This is a genomic window from Streptosporangium sp. 'caverna', assembly GCF_003203775.1.
Classification (GTDB): Bacteria; Actinomycetota; Actinomycetes; order Streptosporangiales; family Streptosporangiaceae; genus Streptosporangium; species Streptosporangium subroseum.
The window spans coordinates 2,034,544-2,052,090 of record NZ_CP029711.1 but is presented as its reverse complement, the minus strand read 5'-3'; the positions used below and the strand labels follow the sequence as shown (position 1 = coordinate 2,052,090).

Below are 17,547 nucleotides of genomic sequence, written 5' to 3'. Positions count from 1 at the left end.
AGGATGCAGCCCGGGCCCGCATCCGTGTTCGGGGTGAAGGCGGACGCACCGACTCAGATCGGGCCCGCCATCGACATGAGCACTGGGTCATACGCGGACCTTCTCCCTCATCTCGGCGTACTTTCGATCTCCGATGCCGCTGACCTCCCGGAGCTGCTCGACATTGCGGAAGCCGCCGTTTTTGTCGCGGTATTCGACGATGCGGCGAGCGAGCACCTCGCCGACGCCCGGCAGCTGTTCGAGCTGTTCGGGAGTGGCGGTGTTGAGGTCGATGACAGCCGTGGCGGGGTCGACCGGGGCGGGCGCCGCCACGACGCCCGGGCCGGGTGACCCGACGACGATCTGTTCGCCGTCGATGATCTTGCGTGCGAGGTTGAGAGGCCCCAGGGCGGCCCCCTTGCGAACGCCCCCTGCGGCCTGGACCGCGTCGGTGACTCGAGAACCACCGGGCAGCGTGACCACTCCAGGGCGGCGAACCTTGCCGGTCACGTGAACGGTCAGCTCGACGGCGGGCGTGGGTTGTGGGCGTGAGGCGGAGACGGGTGTCGAGAGGGGTGACCCGGAGAGCGGCGCGGGCGGAGGCAGCGGCTCGGGCTTCGGCTGGGACTGCCAGGCGTATACGCCTCCCACGACGGCCGCGATCAGGGCGATGAGAAGGAGCATCCGCAATCCGGGACCGCCGGGGCCGAGCGCGGGCCCCTGTGCGGCGACGACCTTACGGAGGGCGTGAAAGGAGGGTGGAATCGGCGCGGAGCGCATACGGGCGGAGGGTCCGTCACGGTGAGCCGGATCCTCCGGCCCCGCCCAATCGTCAAAGCGAGCAGAACCATTCGTACCGGAGAAGCGGGCCGAACCGGTCGAATCGCCGCGATCGTCAGGACGGGCCGAGTCCTCCAGCCGGGACGAGCTTACGCGGAGCGGCCCGGATGAGCCGGCCCCGTCATCGGGGGCGTCGGCCCCCGTCAGCATCCGCAGCCGCGACTCGGCTCGGAATCGCTCGGAGGTCTCACCGGTGGTCCGCACGCCCAGGACGCTACGGCGGCGCCGTAAAACGAATCCCGACCGAATTCGACTCTGTGGATAACCACCGGCCGGACCGCGGAACTGTGGACAGGCCGCACCACCGGCTCGGTCACGTTCACGACCCGGCCGCGTATGTCGTCCATCGAGTCCGTCGAGTCGGCGCCCACGCCGGGGCCGTCTGCCCGACGAGTGCCGCCGGGGCGCGTAGCCAAGACGGTTCCGGTGAACGCCGCCAGGAAACGGAGCCGGGCGGGGTCGGCAAGCTGGTCGGTAGTCTGACGGCCGCGAAAGACAGGGGCGGTAGTCTGACGGCCGCGAAAAACAGGGTCGGTAATCTTGCGGCCGTGAACCACCTTCTGACGACGGAACGCCTGGTCCTGCGCCCGGTGACCGTACAGGACCACGCCGTGCTGCTGGCTCACTGGACCGCGCCGGAGGTGCGGAAGTTCCTGTTCGACGGGGCGGTGCTGTCTCCCGCGGAGATCGCCGAGTCCGTCGAGGACAGCCTGAGAAGCTTCGCCGCGGCCGGGTACGGTCTCTGGGTGATCCGGGAGGCGGGCGGGACCGACCTGGTCGGCACGGCCGGGCTACGGCCGCTGGAGGATCTCGGACTCGAGGTCCTCTACAGCTTGGAGTCCGGCGCGTGGGGCAGGGGATATGCGACCGAGGCCGCCCGCGCCGTGGTGGAGCACGCCCTGGGCCTGCTCGGGCTGCCCGAGGTGCTGGCCGAGGTCGACGCGGGCAACGCCGCGTCGGTCGCGGTCGTCGAGCGGCTGGGCATGACCCCGTTCGAGGTGGTGCCCGGCCTGCTCGGGCCGATGACCCACTACCGCAGGACGCGCTGAGCCACCGGCTCTGTGGTTCAGGCGGCGGAACCACCTCGTTGCTCATACGCATGGATCACCCGCGCGCTTGGATCCGGCGCGTCCGGGTCCCGCATCCGATCGGTGATCAGGAAGTCGGTGAGCTCGAACGCCATGGCGTGCTCGCTCTCGGTCAGGGAGAACGTCCCGCCGACCGCGTCCGGCTCCCAACCATGCTCCAGCGCGTAGTCAACGACCTCCCGCACATCCTTCGACGTCGGGTAGGCGTTGTCGGTCGCGCACGCTCCCCACGGTCCGGGCCAGAACTTCGACACCAGGTCCACCTGCAGCGCCCGGCTGTTCTTCCCTGCCCCCCACACCCGCAGGCGGATGCTCCGATGGCAGTCGACCTCGCCCTTCACATGGCAGATCCTGGCCGTCCACGCGCATCCACGGTCACCGACACGCAACATCCGCAGCCTTGTCTTCATACCGCCCGCTCTGTCTCGCCGATCCCAAGCCCGCACGATACGACCGGCCGCAAGGACGATGCCACCGAATATCCCTCGACCGCGCCGGGCGAGCACCATCGCCGGAGCTCGGCCCTGATCAGTGGTTTCCGTCCGCTACCTGGAGCACGGTGAGTCCGAGGGAACGCCACATCCTCACGACGCCAACCCGGTCCTCGATGACTCCGGCGACCTCCCTGCCGGCGAAGTGCTCCCGGTAGACCTCGGCCTTCCAGACGGTGTCGGGCCGGCGATCGCCGTTCGGCCTCAGCCACAGCCCCTCCGCGGAGTCGAAGTGCCCGACGTGGGTTCGCAACCAGCGTTCGGTGCGACGCCGGGTTCGCTCGATCCGGCCCGACACGTACGCGATCGGATGGCCGGCGGAGATGAGCGCCCTGACGATCGTGACGACCGGCGGGTTCGGGAGGTCCTCCCCCACCCGCTCCCAGTCGTAGGGGCCCCGGTCTCCTCGCAGGGCGAGCGTGCCGTCGATGTCCACAATCCACAAGGCTTCGCTCATGACCACCCTCCGAACCGTCGTGGCACCCGCGAATTCGCTCGCGCGTGATCCTGTCGCTCTCCGCGGAGAGCGACGATGAGACCGGGTAGCCCAGATTAGGTGTTGATGCACGGGCGCGGATCGGTGGACCGCAGCAGCACGGCGACGGGCCGGCGAGCAGCGGCAGCCCCGCCGCCGCACCCGCCTCAACCCGGGTGCAGGTTCTCTACCGGGAAGACGGGAAGGAGAGGGTCAGTCCGAGCATGCCGGGGCCCACGTGGGCGCCGACGGCCGCACCGACCTCGACCACGGTGACCTTGACGAGGGTGGGGATGCGCCGGGGCAGCCGTGCGGCCAGGGCCTCCGCGCGGGGCAGGGCGTCGAGGTGCTGGACGGCGACCTCCACCGAAGCCGTGCCCGCGGCCTGGACCGCGAGGTCTTCGAGGCGGGCGATGGCCCGGCTCGCGGTGCGGACCTTTTCTAGAGGGACGATCACACCGTCGGAGATGTGCAGGAGCGGTTTGATCATCAGGGCGGATCCGAGCAGGGTCGCCGCCGCGCCGATGCGGCCTCCCCGGCGGAGATGCTCCAGGGTGTCGACGTAGAAGAAGCTGCGCACCGATTCCATGCAGCGGCGGGCGGCGTCCGCCACCTCGGCCGGGGAGGCGCCACGGGCCGCCGCCTCCGCGGCGGCGAGGACGGGGAACCCGAGGCCCATCGCGATCGACCTGCTGTCGATGACGTCGACCGGGACCGGCGAGTTCTCGGCTCCGGCGCGGGCCGCCTGGACGGTGCCCGACATCTCCCCCGACAGATGGATGGAGACGACGCCGGCCGCGCCCCGGGCCGCCGCCTCCTCGTAGGCGTCCGCGAAACGCTGGGGGGCGGGTCTGGAGGTCGTCACCGGAACCCGTCTCCTGAGCGCGTCGTTCATCTCCGCGCTGTCGATCTGCACCACGTCGTCGAGCGCCTGGCCGTCCACGACCACCTGGAGCGGCACCACGACGATCCCCAGGCGGGAGACCTCCTCCCGTGGGAGATACGCCGTGGAGTCTGTGACGACGGTGACCGGTGGTGACATATCCAGAGGCTATCCAGGGGAGATCACCTGAGGGATACAAAAGTCACCGCGGAGTCGTTCTCCGTACGGCCTCGCGATCCCGTGGCCGCCGGACGCGCCGGTCCGGATCTGCGACGGCGCGCCGGTGCTCGTGCCGGCACCGGACGGCGGTGCCATCGCTGTCGCGTACGGATGGCGCCGCCGGGTGGGGATCGCGGTGTTACTGGACGGGGGTGCCGCCGCGCCAGACTCGGCGGGGCTTGAGACCGAAGGCCCAGGCGAAGGCGCCTTCGTGGTCGGCGTCCCACTGGACGATGTCGGCCAGGCGGCCGGGAGCGAGGACACCACGGTCGGGAGCGCCGAGGGCGGTGGCTCCGCCGAGCGTCGCGGCGCGGAGCGCGTCGCCGACGCTCATGCCGAAGGCCGCCACCGCGAGGCTGATGACCAGGGACATCGAGGTGATCCCGCAGTGGCCGGGGTTGTGGTCGCTGCCGAGTGCCACGGTGACACCCTGGGCGAGCATGCGGCGGACGGGTGGCAGGCTGCCACGCTGGAGCGCGGTGCCCGGGCAGACCACGGCGGGGACGCCGTAGCGGGCCAGGATCGCGATGTCCTCGTCGGTGGTGTGGTGGAGGAGGTCGGCGGAGGCGCAGCCGAGTTCGGCGGCGAGTTGGACGGCGCCGCGACGGCTGTAGGCGCCGGCGTGCACGCGGGGCAGCAGGCCGACGTTACGGCCGGAGCCGAGGACCCAGCGGGCTTCCTCGGTGGTGAAGTGGCCCTCGTCGCAGTAGACGTCGACGCTGTCGGCGCCGGCCGCGGCGGCGTCGGCGCACCAGGCTCCGACGGCTTCGATGTAGTCGCGCTGACGGCCGAAGTATTCCGGCGGGACGACGTGCGCGGCCATGAAGGTCACGTGCACCCGCGGCATCATCGGCTCTTTCTCGAGCTCGCGCAGGAGCCGTACGTCGGCCAGCTCGCCGTCGCGGGTGAGGTGGTAGCCGGTCTTGGCCTCGACGGTGGTGGTGCCGCTGAGCAGCCAGTCGTGCAGTCGCTCGCGCACGCCGTTGCAGAGGGTCCAGGGGTCGGTGCCGCGGGTCACCGTGACGGTGGAGCCGATGCCGCCGCCGGCCGCGGTGATGGCGGAGGGGGTGGAGCCGCTGGAGCGCATGGCCATCTCGGCGTAGCGGTTGCCCGCGTAGACCGGATGTGTGTGGGCGTCGATCAGACCAGGTGTGACCAGCGCGCCGCCCAGGTTCTCGACGTGGTCGACATCGACGATGTCGTCCACCACGCCGGGCACGCTCTGCGGCAGGTCGGCCGCGCGGCCGACCCAGGCGATTCGATCGTTGTGAACGAGGATCGCCGCGTTGCTGAACACGTCATTGCCGGTCCAGAGCCGGCCAATGTTGGTCAGAAGGCGGACCGTCATCGCATCACCGCCTTGTGTGCAGGGAAAGATACTTGGGAGGGGACCACTGCCGGGCGGGAGGAGCCGACCCAGACACTGCCGGGCGTCGTGCCCATCAGGCCCGCTCTGAGTACGGACGACATCGGGGGTCTCCTGCTCTCATCCGCGTATCTGTTGTGCGGCGACAGTATCGCCGAGATCATGATCGGGCGATTTCAGTTCAGTTACGTTATTTCACAAGTCAGCTCGTTGTACAGGCTAATGAGGAAGAACGCCACCTCACCGCAACCACTTCTGACCTACGGTTCCCCGGTCATATCAAGCCCCTGAGCGGCTTTTCACAGCTCAGACTACTTCTTCCTCGCCTGTAACAGTAGTCGCCGGAGCAACTTGCGTCATAGCATCTCGTTAGATTTGCCTTATGTTAGCAATCCAAACCTTGGTCGACCACTGTCGTTTTAGTGGCTTTTGTACGGTTTCGGCGCTCCTACAGTTCAGCCCATGAAGCTCTTTCAGCGCAAGCCAACCCATTGAACAGCGACCCGCGATCAGTCTAAGTTGTTAATCAGGGCGATCGAACGGTGACCCCGAGCCGATTCTGCGTCGTCGATCAGGTTGCCGCGATCATCGGCGCGAGCCGGGCCGGCGGTGCGGGCCGCGACATCCGCTCGGGCGCGGCATCGACATGGATGTGATACCGGCGGATACTGACGCGGCCGACGCCGACGCGGTGACCCGGGCGGGCGTCGACGTGGTGTCCGCGCCCGGACCGTGAAGGTGGCGACGGTTCCATTGTTCCCGACCTCTCCCGCCGGAGCCATATCACTGGAAAGATTCTCGAAGTGAGCAGCGGGATCGATCGGCCCGCTCTTGCGTTTCGGCCTGTTCGATCTCCGACCGAAACAGACCCCGCCGAACCCCCAAACAGGCCCTAAGCAGGGCGTTTCATGTAATCTTTCGTGCTAGCCATCCACAGGCAGCACGTATGGGAGTCATCTTGTCCATCCCCGCGGACGCCGGTCGGCGTCGCATCGAAGAGCTTCTCCAGGAGAACGAGGACCGTGTCTTCAAACGCTGGCTCGAGATAGCCGGTTCCGCCTCCGGCGGCCAGGTGGACCGCAGCAGTCTGGCGGGCCAGCTGCGCGAGCTCTACCAGGCGCTTCGCCAGTCGTTCGGCGACTCCGGCGATCTGAGCGATCTGCGTGGTCTGCTCGCCGAGCTCTCGCGGACCCGCGCCCGCCAGGGGTTCACCTCGACCGAGACCGCCATCGTGGTGTTCGGGTTGAAGGAGGCCCTCTACGAGAGCGTCGAGGAGGACGCCTCCCCCGAGGCGCTGAGAGGTTTCATCTGGTTCTCCCGGGTCATTGACGATCTGGGGCTCTTCACCGTGGAGAGCTACGCGACGGCCAGGGAGAAGGTCATCCTCGACCAGGCCGAGCAGCTCCTGGAGCTCTCCACCCCGGTGGTCAAGCTCTGGGACGGCATCGTCGCGGTCCCCCTGGTCGGCACGCTCGACTCGGCCAGAACGCAGGTGGTGATGGAGAAACTGTTGCAGATCCTGGTCGACACCGGTTCGGAGCACGCGGTCATCGACATCACCGGCGTGCCCGCCGTGGACACCCAGGTCGCCCAGCACCTGCTCAAGACCGTGGTGGCGGCGCGGCTGATGGGCGCGGAGTGCGTGATCTCCGGCATCCGCCCGCAGATCGCCCACACCATCGTCACCCTGGGCATCGAGTTCGGCGACATCGTGACCAAGGCCACGCTCGCCGACGCGCTCGCCCACACACTGCGTGCGAGCGGCGTCGAGTTCACCAAGCGCGGAGGATCCCGCATCGCCGTACGGACGGTGGAGGACTGATGGACCGTGTGCCCATCCTCAAGCTCGGGGACATCCTCATCGTCTCCATCCAGATCGACCTCCAGGACCAGAGCGTGCTCGCGCTCCAGGAGGATCTGTCGGAGCAGGTGGTCGCGACCGGAGCCCGAGGAGTGATCATCGACATCAGCGCCGTGGAGATCGTCGACTCCTTCATCGGCCGCATGCTGGCCACCATCGCGGGGATCTCCCGGATGCTCGACGCCGAGACGGTCGTCGTCGGCATGCGACCGGCGGTGGCGATCACCCTTGTGGAGCTAGGCCTCTCGCTCGGCGGGGTGCGCACCGCGCTCAATCTTGAGAAGGGCGTCGCCCTGTTGAACCACATCGAGACCGTCCAGATCGCCTCGGCCACGCGGTGACGACGGTTGACGAGCTGCCCGTGAACAGCAACAGCGACGTGGTCATGGTGCGCCAGCACGTCAGGACCGCCGCCGTGGAGATGGGGCTCTCCCTCGTCGACCAGACCAAGGTGGTGACCGCGGCCAGCGAGCTGGCCCGCAACGCGCTGGTCTACGCCGGGGGCGGGCAGGTACGGATCGAGATCGTGCAGAAGGGTGTACGGCGGGGCCTGCGTCTGACCTTCAGCGATGACGGGCCCGGCATTCCCGACATCCCGCAGGCCCTCACCGACGGGTGGACCACCGGCGGCGGCCTCGGCCTCGGCCTCAGCGGCTCCCGCCGCCTGGTCGACGAGTTCGACCTGCGGTCCGCCCCAGGAGAGGGGACGCTGATCACGGTGACGAAATGGGGTCGGTGATCCGCTCTCAGAACGACGTCTGGATAAGGACCGAGGACGCCAGTGCGATCGGCTCTCTCCGCCGCTCCGCCGTCGAGCTCGCCGAGCTCCGGGGGTTCGGCGAGGAGGACGCCGGGCGGGTGGCCGTCGCCGTCAGCGAGGCCGCGTCGAACCTGGTCAAACACGCTGTCGAGGGGGTCATGCTGATCCGGCTGCACCCCGAGCTGGACTCGGCGATCGAGGTCATCGCGATCGACCGGGGGCCGGGGATGCACGATGTCTCCCGTGCCCTGCGCGACGGCTACTCCACCGCGGGCACGCTCGGCATCGGCCTCGGCGGCATCGCGCGGATGGCCAGCGGATACGAGGTCCACTCCCTGCCCGGCCGGGGCACGGTGCTCGGCATGTACTTCATCGCCCAGAACGCTCCGCGACCCGCGTCGCGGGCGAGCGGCGTGACCCGCCCGATCGGTGAGGAGATCGTCTGCGGCGACGCCTTCGCGATCATCGAGAACGGCGCCACGACGACGGTGATGCTCTGCGACGGGCTCGGCCACGGCACCGCGGCGGCCCACGCCTCGCGGGAGGCGGTGCGGCTGTTCCTTGAGCACGCGGACGGTCGCTCCCCGGTCACCGTCCTCGAACGCATTCACGACGGTCTCGGCCAGACCAGGGGCGGTGCGGTCGGCGTGGCCCGGATCGACGGGCAGGCGGGCACGGTGAGCTTCGCCGGTGTCGGCAACATCTCCGCGTGGATCGTCCACCAGGAGGGCCGCCAGGGGATGATCTCGGTTCCGGGCATCGCCGGCTACCAGGCCAGGACCCTGCGCCAGTACGAATACACCGTGCCGCCGCACAGCGTGGTCGTGTTCCACTCCGACGGGCTCTCCGAGCGCTGGGACATCACCTCCTATCCCGGACTTGTCACCCGCGTCCCCTCCGTCGTCGCCGCCACGTTGCTGCGCGACGCGGGCACGCGCAGGGACGACGCCAGCGTGATCGCGGTGAGGCCGGACCCGTGACCGCGGAAGAGCTGATCCGTCTCCGGGTCCAGGACGACCAGGACGTGTTCGTCATGCGCAGGCTGGGCCGGGAGGTGGCGGAGACGGTCGGGCTGGAGGCCCAGGACCAGATCCGGGTGGCCACGGCGCTGAGCGAGATCGGACGAGAGGTCCTCGGCGAGGGCATCGACGCGTCGGTCGTCTTCCTGCTGGATCAGAACGGTCTGCTCATCACGATCGAGTTCTCCGCGAAGACCGACTTCCGTCCCTCGGACGGCGTGACGCTGGCGGGGCGTCTCGTCGACCTGATCGAGCTCGATCCCGCCCAGGGCAGGATAAGCATGCTCAAACGACTCCCGTCCGGCCAGCCAAGGCCGTCGGGAGAGGAAATCCGCACCAAGCTCGCCAGGCTGGCGCCCACGACCGCCCTCGACGAGCTGCGCCAGCAGAACCGCGAGCTCGCCGAGACCCTGGAGGAGGTCCTGCATCTCAACACCGAGCTGCAGGAGACCAACCAGGGCGTGCTGGCGCTGTACAACCAGCTGTCGGAGGAGCTGGAGGAGACCAACCGCGGCGTCGTGGCGCTCTATGCGGAGCTGGACGAGAAGTCCGGGCAGCTCCGGGAGGCGAGCGACGCCAAGAACAGGTTCTGGGCCACGGTCAGCCACGAGCTCCGGACCCCGCTCAACTCGGTCATCGGGCTGGTCCGCCTCCTGGTGGGTCCCGGCGGGGAGCCTCTGGCCAAGGAGCAGCTCCACCAGCTACAGCTCATCGGCTCCTCGGCGGAGACGCTCCTGTCACTGGTGAGCGAGCTGCTCGACATGGCCAAGGCCGAGTCGGGACGCATCGATCCGCAGTCGTCCGAAGTGGACCTGGTCGCGCTGGCCGAGCGGTTGCGCATGACGCTGCGCCCCACGTCCGGCAACGACGAGGTGGCGCTCACGGTGGAGGTGGCGGACGCGGCGCCGGAGATGTTCGTGGACGAGGTGATGCTCACCCGGATCCTGCGCAACCTGCTCTCCAACGGGCTGAAGTTCACGGAGGAGGGCGAGGTCAGGTTGACGGTGAACCTCGACGACACCACCCACGAGATGGTCTTCGAGGTGAAGGACAGCGGGATCGGCATCCCCGAGGAGCACGTGGAACGTGTCTTCGAGGAGTTTTTCCAGGTGCCAGGGCCGATCCAGGGACGGGCGCGGGGCACGGGGCTCGGCCTGCCGTACGCCCGCCGCCTGGCCGAGGCGCTCGGCGGCACGCTGCAGCTGGCCAGTACCACCGGCGTCGACGCCGGGACCACGGTCACCCTGCGGCTGCCGCATCGCCACGACGGGGCTCCCGTGGTCGGCCGGGTGCTCCTCGCCGACGACGACGACGAGTTCCGCGCCACCGTCCGGCGGATGCTCACCGGGTTCGCCGCCCACATCGACGAGGCCCCCGACGGGTTGGTGGCGCTGGAGATGATGGCGGCGAACCCACCGGATCTGGCCCTGGTGGACCTGATGATGCCCCGGCTCGACGGCGTGGCCCTGATGACGCGGATGGCCGACGACGAGCGGTTGCGGGAGGTTCCGGTGATCGTCGTGACCGTCGCCACCTCACGTCAGTATCCGCAGGAGGCCCGTGCGATGATCTCCAAGCACGGGCTGCGCAGGGACAACCTCCTGGAGAGCATGCGGAACGCCCTGGAACGCGGCGATGAGGGACAGCCCGCCGAAGAACGGGCGAAACGCCCCGGAGCGCCGAGATGAAAGAGCGCGCGGCGACCGTGCTGGTCGTGGACGACACACCGACCAAGCTCTACATCCTCTCGAGCTGGGTGCGCCGGTCGGGACATCAGGTCGTGCAGGCCACCGGGGGCCTGGAAGCGCTCGCCAAGGTCAGGGAACTCCATCCGGATCTGGTCATCCTCGACGTGCGGTTACCCGACATCAGCGGCTACGAGGTGTGCGAGCAGATCAAGGCGGATAAGGCGACGGCCTCGATACCGGTGATCCAGATCTCCGGGGCGGCGATCACTCCCGCCGACCGGGCCCACGGACTCGAACGCGGGGCCGACGCCTATCTGGCGGAGCCGGTCGAGCCCGACGAGTTCGCCGCGACGATCGAGGCCACGCTGCGCTACTACCGGGCGCGGCAACGGGCGGAGCGGATGGCCGAGCGGCTGGCCGCGCTCACCGAGGTCACCCTCTCGATGAACTCCGCCGAGACGTTCGACGAGCTCCTCGCCATCGCCGTCGAGGGCGCCTGCAGGATCCTCGGCCGGCCCGCGGGAACGCTCGCGCTCCCACCCGACGGCCGAATTCGCCGGTTCTCCGCCAAGCCGCCGACGAACAGCGCCGTCTCCAAGCCCGCGGCGACGAACGCGCTGCTCTCCCTGAGCGCGATGTCTCTGGGCAGCTCCGCGGGGACCCAGGTCTTCACGGTGCCGGCCGCCGACTGGACGAAGCTGATGCCCGACACGGACATCCACGGCGACGTCTCGGCCATGCTTTGCCGCACCAAACTCGGCAGGCCACCCGCCTGCCTCGGAGTGGAGGCGGTCCCACCGCTCGACGCCGATGAGTCCAACACCCTGCGCCAGCTCGGTCAGGCCCTGGCGCTGGCCGTCGACGCCCTGCGCGCGTACGCCGAGGAACACGCGATCGCCCTCACCCTGCAGCGGAGCCTGCTGCCCGCGCAGCTCCCCGAGACCCCGGGTCTCACGATCAGCTGGCGGTACCAGCCCGCCGTCGACAACATCGAGGTCGGCGGCGACTTCTACGAGGTTCTGCGGATGGGCGAGCGGGTGCTCATCGCCATCGGCGACGTCCAGGGTCACTCCCTGCGGGCCGCGACCGTCATGGCGGAACTCCGCCACGCGTTGCGCGCCTCCGTCATCGGCACGGAGGACCTGGGCGCGTTGATGGCCCTGCTGAACGAGGTGCTGCGGCGTTATCACCCTCGCATGACCGCCACCGTGTGCCTGCTCATCATCGACCCGTCGACGGGGGAGATGGAGGTCGCCAACGCGGGCCACATCCCGCTGCTGCTCATCCACGGCGGCGAGGCCGGTTATCACCGGCTGGGAAACCTCCTGCTGGGCGTGGCGCAGGAGACCTACCGGGTCGACCGGCTGACCCTGCCGGAGGAGGGCTCCGTACTGCTGTTCACCGACGGGCTCATCGAGGATCGCGACAAGCTGCTCGACGAGAGCCTGGAGATCGTACGGCACCTGGCGGAGAGCACGGGGGACGACCTGGAGCTCTTCTGCGACCGGTTGATCCGGCGGTTCGGGGCCCGGGAGGACGACGTGGCGCTGGTGATGTTCCGCCGCGAGACCGCCCCCCTCACCGGCCCCTGAAACGGCACACTCGTCCGGCCCTGAAGCGGTGCGCGGCACAGGCCCGGCACGGAACACCCGTCCGGCCCCTGAAACGACGCGCGGCACAGCCGAACAGCGGGGCACCCGTCCGGCCTTTGAAGCGGTGCGCGGCACGGGCCGGACATGAGACACCCGCCGTGCCGGCCTCCGAGGAGAGGCGCGGCACAGGCGGGCGGCGGTGTGCGGAACGGATCAGACCGCTTCGACGGTCTCGACGGGCTTGGAGGTCTTCTCCAGCTCGGCGAAGAGGCTGGGCAGAACCCTGGCGTGCAGGATCGTGCCCTCTTCCGTGTGCTCCACGTCGAGGACCTCGCCCTCCTTGTGGGCCCGGGAGATCAGATCACCGCGCTGGTACGGCACCAGCAGCCTGATCTCCTGGTCGAAGCGGGGCAGCTCGCGCTCGATGATGGCCATCAGCTCGTCCATCCCGGCGCCGGTGCGGGCCGAGACCACGACGGTGTGCTTCTCGCGGGCGGTCAGCTGGGCCAGCACCACCGGGTCGGCGGCGTCGGCCTTGTTGATGACCACGAGCTCCGGGATGTCACGCGCGCCCTCGATGTCGGAGAGCACCTCGCGCACCGCGGCGAGCTGCGACTCCGGGTCGGGGTGCGCGCCGTCGACCACGTGCAGGATCAGATCGGCGTCGCCGACCTCCTCCAGCGTGGAACGGAACGCCTCGACGAGCTGGTGCGGCAGATGCCGGACGAACCCAACGGTGTCGGCCAGCGTGAACAGGCGGCCGTCGGGGGTGTGCGCCCTGCGGACGGTCGGGTCCAGCGTGGCGAACAGCGAGTCCTCGACCAGCACGCCGGCACCGGTCAGCCGGTTCAGCAGCGAGGACTTGCCCGCGTTGGTGTAACCGGCGATGGCCACGGCCGGAACCTCGCGCTCCAGCCTCCGCGACCTCTTGGTCTCGCGCGAGGTGGTCATCTCGCCGATCTGACGGCGCAGCTTGGCCATCCGCTCGCGGATCCGGCGGCGGTCCAGCTCGATCTTGGTCTCACCGGGACCACGACCGCCCATGCCGACGCCGCCCGCGGCGCGTCCGCCGACCTGACGGGACAGGTTGCCACCCCAGCCACGCAGGCGCGGCAGCAGGTAGTTGAGCTGTGCGAGCTCCACCTGCGCCTTGCCCTCGCGGCTCTTGGCGTGCTGGGCGAAGATGTCGAGGATCAGCATGGTCCGGTCGATGACCTTGACCTGGACGATCTCCTCAAGCTGGCGAAGCTGGCCGGGGCTCAGCTCGCCGTCGCACACCACGGTGTCGGCGCCGGTGGCGGCGACGATGTCGGCGAGCTCCTGAGCCTTGCCCGAACCGATGTAGGTCGCCGTGTCGGGCTTCTGACGGCGCTGGACCAGACCTTCCAGCACCTCCGAACCCGCGGTCTCGGCGAGAAGCTTGAGCTCCAGGAGGGAGTTTTCGGCGTCGATCGCCGTACCCGAGGTCCAGACGCCGACGAGGACGACCCGCTCAAGCCGCAGCTGGCGGTATTCGACCTCGGTGACGTCTTGGAGCTCCGTGGAGAGCCCCGCCACCCGGCGTAGGGCCTGGCGCTCGGCCAGATCCATCCCGCCGTTCTCCAGCAGATCGTCGAACCGATCAATGTCCAGCGGCTCACGAGTGTCTATGTCGTTCTCCTTCAGGCTTTGTTCGTATGCGAGTGGTTCGGATGTGTTCACTCACAGGAGTCAACGCTCGAACACCCCGGGTCTCTTCCCTCTGATGGTGCCATGCGAACCTCCCGGCATCACCTGGTTATCCGTTGTCCGGACCGGGGAGGAGCCGCCGGACCGCCTCGGAAAGGCAGGATCTCGGCGTCGCGGGACCGGCTGAGGGAAGCGGGACCTCGGCGTCGCCGGACCGGCTCGGCAGGCGGGGATTCGGCGTCACCCGCGGCTCAGGGGAGCAGGACCTCGGCGTCGCCGGAGCCGGTCTGCACCGAGACGGTCCGGGGCGCGGAGGGGTCCCTGGTGACCTCGACGGTCTGGTCGCCGGATCCGCTCCTGGTGGTCACGTTGTAGGCGCCCTGCGGCAGCCATGCGGTGACGTCGCCCGAGCCGGTCTCGAGGTCGACGTTGTCGGGCATGACGGTGAATTTCGCCTTGATGTGGCCGGAGCCCGTGTCGGCGACGAACCGCTTGGCGCCCAGGGAGTTGGCCTCGATGTCCCCGGATCCGGTGGAGGCGCTCACTCCCCCGGTCAGCCCGCGCAGTGTGATGGTGCCCGAGCCGGCGTCCAGCTTGGCCGTGACGCCCTGCGGGATCTCGACCTTGTAGTCCACCGAGCAGTTCCCGTCCGGCTCCGGGCACTTGTAACGCAGGGTGAGCTTGTCGGCGTCGAGGGGGTGCTCGGTCGTGGGCTTGTCCCCGCGCCAGTGGATCGTCTCGGTCACGTGGACGCCGGACCGCTTCGACTCGTTGATCACGATCTCCCCGGAGCCGGTGGAGACGTTCAGGGCGGTCACCGTACCGCTGACGTCGTAGGAGGAGACGGCCTGCTCCTCGTCACCGAAGGCGTTGACATCGAGCCGGCAGCCGGAAAGCACGAGCGCCGAGCCCAGGAGCGCTCCAGCGGCGAGCATGGTCTTCTTCATGAGCTCAGTCCTCAGTTTCGGGAAGCTCTCCGCTTCCTTCTCCGTACCGATCCCTCGGCGGAGGGGGGTGATCCCACTGTGGCCGAGCATGCCCGCCCGCCTCATCAGGGAAGCCCCTCGCGCTGCCCTGAGACCGCCCTGAGGGCTCCCCCGTTCTGCCCTGAGGCGCTCCTGAGGGGTCCCCCCCGCTTTTGACCGAGAAGTGATCGTAACGTAGCGTTGATTCCACAATTCAGAAGAGTTTTTCCACTATACGGAAAGAGGGCTCATGGACGGCGTTGAGATCAGCGGCCCCCTGCAGGACCGGTTCGACGAGATCCTCACGCCGGAGGCGCTGGCCTTCCTGGCCACCCTCCAGCACGAGTTCGGCGCGCGACGCCTGGAGCTGATGGAGGCCCGTCAGACCCGCCAGGCGGAGCTGTCGGCCGGGGGCACCCTCGACTTCCTGCCCGAGACCAGGCACGTGCGCGAGTCCGAGTGGCGTGTCGCCCCGCCCGCCCCCGGACTGGTCGACCGCCGCGTGGAGATCACCGGCCCGGTGGACCGGAAGATGACGATCAACGCCCTGAACTCGGGGGCCAAGGTCTGGCTCGCCGACTTCGAGGATGCCAACGCCCCCACCTGGGACAACACCGTCAGCGGCCAGCTCAACCTGCGGGACGCCCTGGATCGGACCATCGACTTCGAGGCCGGCGGCAAGAGCTACGCGCTCAGGCCCGACGACGAGCTCGCCACCGTCGTGGTGCGCCCGCGCGGATGGCACCTGGAGGAGAAGCACCTGACGCTCGGCGGCGTCCCGCTCTCCGGCTCGCTCGTCGACTTCGGCCTCTACTTCTTCCACTCGGCGCAGAGGCAGATCGCCAAGGGCAAGGGCCCCTACTTCTACCTGCCGAAGCTGGAGTCGCACCTGGAGGCCCGCCTCTGGAACGACGTCTTCGTCAAGGCTCAGGACCTGCTCGGCATCCCCCAGGGCACGATCCGGGCGACCGTCCTCATCGAGACCTACCCCGCGGCCTTCGAGATGGAGGAGATCCTCTACGAGCTCCGCGACCACTCCGCGGGCCTCAACGCGGGACGCTGGGACTACCTGTTCAGTGTGATCAAGAAGTTCCGCACCCGGGGCCGGGAGTTCCTGCTTCCCGAGCGCAACGCGGTGACCATGACCGCCCCGTTCATGCGCGCCTACACCGAGCTCCTGGTCCGCACCTGCCACAAGCGCGGCTCCCACGCGATCGGCGGCATGGCCGCGTTCATCCCCTCCCGGCGCGACCCCGAGGTCAACAAGGTCGCCCTGGAGAAGGTGACCGCCGACAAGACCCGCGAGTCCGGCGACGGCTTCGACGGCTCCTGGGTGGCCCACCCCGACCTGGTGCCGATCTGCCGCGACGTCTTCGACGGCGTCCTCGGGGACCGGCCGAACCAGCTCGACCGCCTGCGTGAGGACGTCTCCGTCTCCGCCTCGGAGCTGCTGGCGGTCTCCGAGACCCCCGGCGACATCACCGAGACGGGCCTGCGCAACAACGTGGACGTGGCGCTGCGCTACCTGGCCGCCTGGATGGGCGGGCTGGGCGCGGTGGCGATCCACAACCTGATGGAGGACGCCGCCACCGCCGAGATCTCCCGTTCGCAGATCTGGCAGTGGATCCACAACGACATCAAACTCGCCGACACCGGCGCCGTGGTCACCAAGGAGCTCGTCGAGCGCATCATCGACGAGGAACTCGCCAAGATCAAGGCCGAACCCGGCTACGACGAGACTCTTTACTCCCAGGCCACCGGCCTGTTCAAGGAAGTCGCCCTGGACGACGACTTCGTGGAGTTCCTCACCCTCCCCGCCTATGCCCGTATGCCGTGACATGACCGATCCGGTGATGGGGAATCCTCCTCCCGAGAGGGGGATTCCCCACCCTGCCACCCCGTTCGGGCCTGATGCGCACCCGGGCGAGGATCGCTATTTTCCGTGCATGAGCGATCACAGGAACGGCACGGACGGCGACCCCGCCGGCTACGGAGACCTGCTCGACGCCGTCACACGTGAGATCACCGGCAGTCGCGCGCGGGCCGTGCTCGCCGCCGACGCCGAGCTGATCCGCCAGTACTGGCGGATCGGCCGTCACATCCTCGACCGGCAGCCGGACGACGACTGGGCCGCGGTGGTCGTCCGGCTGTCCGCCGATCTCCGGGCCGCGTTTCCCGAGGCCGGCGCCTACTCACGGACCAACCTCCTCTACATGAGGGCCTTCGCGGCGGCCTGGCCCGAATGCGTCCCGGCGACCGGGCGGTCGCTCCCCTGGGGCCACCACGTCGTCCTGCTGGACATGCCCGGCGACAGGACGACGAGGGAGTTCTACGCGTGCAAGGCGGCGGACGAGGGGTGGACCCGGGGCGTCCTGATCACGATGATCAAGGGACGGTTCCACCTGCGCGCCGGTCATCGCGCGCACGACGTCCTCCGGGCGGCGCCGCAGGCGGACCGCCGGTCCGCCTATCGAATGATCAGAGACCCCCACTCCCCCGGTCTGCCGGAAGAGACCGCTCGGCAGGAGAGGGGCGCCGTTGTTCCGTACTGAGCGAGAATGCGATAAGAGAGCAATGTCCTCGATCGACCAATAGGCATGGGTAACGAGGGCACGGGCGCTGCCAAGGTCCCGCGCACGCCGGAGGAGGAACG

The 17,547-nt window shown here is 69.0% G+C and carries 16 protein-coding genes; 9 read left to right on the top strand and 7 right to left on the bottom strand.

What is annotated here, in order from left to right; all coding sequences use genetic code 11:
* Positions 1-87: 87 nt before the first annotated feature.
* On the bottom strand, positions 88-663 hold the full coding sequence (locus DKM19_RS09140) for a ComEA family DNA-binding protein (RefSeq protein ID WP_239514163.1): 576 nt from the start codon (positions 661-663) through the stop codon (positions 88-90).
* A 704-nt stretch (positions 664-1,367) separates the two neighbouring features.
* Here DKM19_RS09140 and DKM19_RS49345 point away from each other — a divergent pair.
* Positions 1,368-1,868, top strand: a complete 501-nt coding sequence (locus tag DKM19_RS49345) for a GNAT family N-acetyltransferase (RefSeq protein WP_162641378.1) — start codon at positions 1,368-1,370, stop codon at positions 1,866-1,868.
* Between the two features lie 17 nt (positions 1,869-1,885).
* On the opposite strand, the gene DKM19_RS09130 is transcribed toward DKM19_RS49345, so the two are convergent.
* From DKM19_RS09130 to hutI, 4 genes are all read right to left on the bottom strand, one after another.
* A complete protein-coding gene (locus DKM19_RS09130) occupies positions 1,886-2,317 on the bottom strand; it encodes a hypothetical protein (protein WP_110695321.1) in 432 nt (143 codons plus the stop codon).
* Between the two features lie 118 nt (positions 2,318-2,435).
* Positions 2,436-2,855, bottom strand: a complete 420-nt coding sequence (locus DKM19_RS09125; RefSeq protein ID WP_110695320.1) for a polynucleotide kinase — start codon at positions 2,853-2,855, stop codon at positions 2,436-2,438.
* Positions 2,856-3,060: 205 nt separating this feature from the next.
* Positions 3,061-3,915: a DegV family protein gene (locus DKM19_RS09120; protein WP_110695319.1), complete on the bottom strand. Its 855-nt coding sequence runs from the start codon at positions 3,913-3,915 to the stop codon at positions 3,061-3,063.
* Between the two features lie 199 nt (positions 3,916-4,114).
* On the bottom strand, positions 4,115-5,323 hold the full coding sequence (hutI, locus tag DKM19_RS09115; protein ID WP_089209464.1) for an imidazolonepropionase: 1,209 nt from the start codon (positions 5,321-5,323) through the stop codon (positions 4,115-4,117).
* A 964-nt stretch (positions 5,324-6,287) separates the two neighbouring features.
* On the opposite strand from hutI, the gene DKM19_RS09105 reads away from it, so the two are divergent.
* Genes DKM19_RS09105 through DKM19_RS09080 form a run of 6 tightly spaced genes read left to right on the top strand, consistent with a single transcriptional unit; the run spans position 6,288 to position 12,261 of the window.
* Positions 6,288-7,163, top strand: a complete 876-nt coding sequence (locus DKM19_RS09105; RefSeq protein ID WP_204358717.1) for an STAS domain-containing protein — start codon at positions 6,288-6,290, stop codon at positions 7,161-7,163.
* On the top strand, positions 7,163-7,543 hold the full coding sequence (locus DKM19_RS09100; protein WP_204358716.1) for an STAS domain-containing protein: 381 nt from the start codon (positions 7,163-7,165) through the stop codon (positions 7,541-7,543). Before DKM19_RS09105 ends, DKM19_RS09100 begins: the two co-directional genes overlap by 1 nt.
* 44 nt (positions 7,544-7,587) lie before the next feature.
* On the top strand, positions 7,588-7,941 hold the full coding sequence (locus DKM19_RS09095) for an anti-sigma regulatory factor (protein ID WP_110705581.1): 354 nt from the start codon (positions 7,588-7,590) through the stop codon (positions 7,939-7,941).
* Positions 7,929-8,942: a SpoIIE family protein phosphatase gene (locus DKM19_RS09090; protein ID WP_110695317.1), complete on the top strand. Its 1,014-nt coding sequence runs from the start codon at positions 7,929-7,931 to the stop codon at positions 8,940-8,942. The genes DKM19_RS09095 and DKM19_RS09090 overlap by 13 nt, the downstream gene beginning before the upstream one ends.
* Positions 8,939-10,669, top strand: coding sequence for an ATP-binding protein (locus DKM19_RS09085; protein WP_239514162.1), 1,731 nt, complete (start codon positions 8,939-8,941; stop codon positions 10,667-10,669). The genes DKM19_RS09090 and DKM19_RS09085 overlap by 4 nt, the downstream gene beginning before the upstream one ends.
* A complete protein-coding gene (locus tag DKM19_RS09080) occupies positions 10,666-12,261 on the top strand; it encodes a SpoIIE family protein phosphatase (RefSeq protein ID WP_110695316.1) in 1,596 nt (531 codons plus the stop codon). Before DKM19_RS09085 ends, DKM19_RS09080 begins: the two co-directional genes overlap by 4 nt.
* 213 nt (positions 12,262-12,474) lie before the next feature.
* Here the strand turns inward: DKM19_RS09080 and hflX are convergent, their stop codons facing one another.
* The gene (gene hflX, locus DKM19_RS09075) at positions 12,475-13,851 is read right to left on the bottom strand and encodes a GTPase HflX (RefSeq protein ID WP_110705579.1); all 1,377 of its coding nucleotides are present in this window, start codon (positions 13,849-13,851) and stop codon (positions 12,475-12,477) included.
* A gap of 329 nt (positions 13,852-14,180) precedes the next feature.
* Complete coding sequence (locus tag DKM19_RS09070) at positions 14,181-14,876, bottom strand: DUF4097 family beta strand repeat-containing protein (RefSeq protein WP_162641377.1); 696 nt, start codon at positions 14,874-14,876, stop codon at positions 14,181-14,183.
* A gap of 268 nt (positions 14,877-15,144) precedes the next feature.
* On the opposite strand from DKM19_RS09070, the gene aceB reads away from it, so the two are divergent.
* Both aceB and DKM19_RS09060 read left to right on the top strand, forming a co-directional pair.
* On the top strand, positions 15,145-16,731 hold the full coding sequence (gene aceB / locus DKM19_RS09065) for a malate synthase A (RefSeq protein WP_110695314.1): 1,587 nt from the start codon (positions 15,145-15,147) through the stop codon (positions 16,729-16,731).
* A 109-nt stretch (positions 16,732-16,840) separates the two neighbouring features.
* Positions 16,841-17,446 carry a DUF1016 N-terminal domain-containing protein gene (locus tag DKM19_RS09060; protein WP_162641376.1) on the top strand — a complete coding sequence of 202 codons (606 nt, stop codon included), beginning with the start codon at positions 16,841-16,843 and terminating at the stop codon, positions 17,444-17,446.
* Positions 17,447-17,547 lie beyond the last annotated feature (101 nt).

Excerpts from the sequence above, each read along its gene's own strand:
- DKM19_RS09125 (WP_110695320.1), bottom strand. The coding sequence starts at position 2,855 with ATGAGCGAAGCCTTGTGGATTGTGGACATCGACGGCACGCTCGCCCTG.
- DKM19_RS09130 (WP_110695321.1), bottom strand. The coding sequence starts at position 2,317 with ATGAAGACAAGGCTGCGGATGTTGCGTGTCGGTGACCGTGGATGCGCG.
- hutI (WP_089209464.1), bottom strand. The coding sequence starts at position 5,323 with ATGACGGTCCGCCTTCTGACCAACATTGGCCGGCTCTGGACCGGCAAT.
- DKM19_RS09095 (WP_110705581.1), top strand. The coding sequence starts at position 7,588 with ATGGTGCGCCAGCACGTCAGGACCGCCGCCGTGGAGATGGGGCTCTCC.
- hflX (WP_110705579.1), bottom strand. The coding sequence starts at position 13,851 with ATGGATCTGGCCGAGCGCCAGGCCCTACGCCGGGTGGCGGGGCTCTCC.
- DKM19_RS09090 (WP_110695317.1), top strand. The coding sequence starts at position 7,929 with ATGGGGTCGGTGATCCGCTCTCAGAACGACGTCTGGATAAGGACCGAG.
- DKM19_RS09105 (WP_204358717.1), top strand. The coding sequence starts at position 6,288 with ATGGGAGTCATCTTGTCCATCCCCGCGGACGCCGGTCGGCGTCGCATC.
- DKM19_RS09080 (WP_110695316.1), top strand. The coding sequence starts at position 10,666 with ATGAAAGAGCGCGCGGCGACCGTGCTGGTCGTGGACGACACACCGACC.
- DKM19_RS09140 (WP_239514163.1), bottom strand. The coding sequence starts at position 663 with ATGCTCCTTCTCATCGCCCTGATCGCGGCCGTCGTGGGAGGCGTATAC.
- DKM19_RS09120 (WP_110695319.1), bottom strand. The coding sequence starts at position 3,915 with ATGTCACCACCGGTCACCGTCGTCACAGACTCCACGGCGTATCTCCCA.
- DKM19_RS09070 (WP_162641377.1), bottom strand. The coding sequence starts at position 14,876 with ATGAAGAAGACCATGCTCGCCGCTGGAGCGCTCCTGGGCTCGGCGCTC.
- DKM19_RS09060 (WP_162641376.1), top strand. The coding sequence starts at position 16,841 with ATGAGCGATCACAGGAACGGCACGGACGGCGACCCCGCCGGCTACGGA.
- aceB (WP_110695314.1), top strand. The coding sequence starts at position 15,145 with ATGGACGGCGTTGAGATCAGCGGCCCCCTGCAGGACCGGTTCGACGAG.
- DKM19_RS09100 (WP_204358716.1), top strand. The coding sequence starts at position 7,163 with ATGGACCGTGTGCCCATCCTCAAGCTCGGGGACATCCTCATCGTCTCC.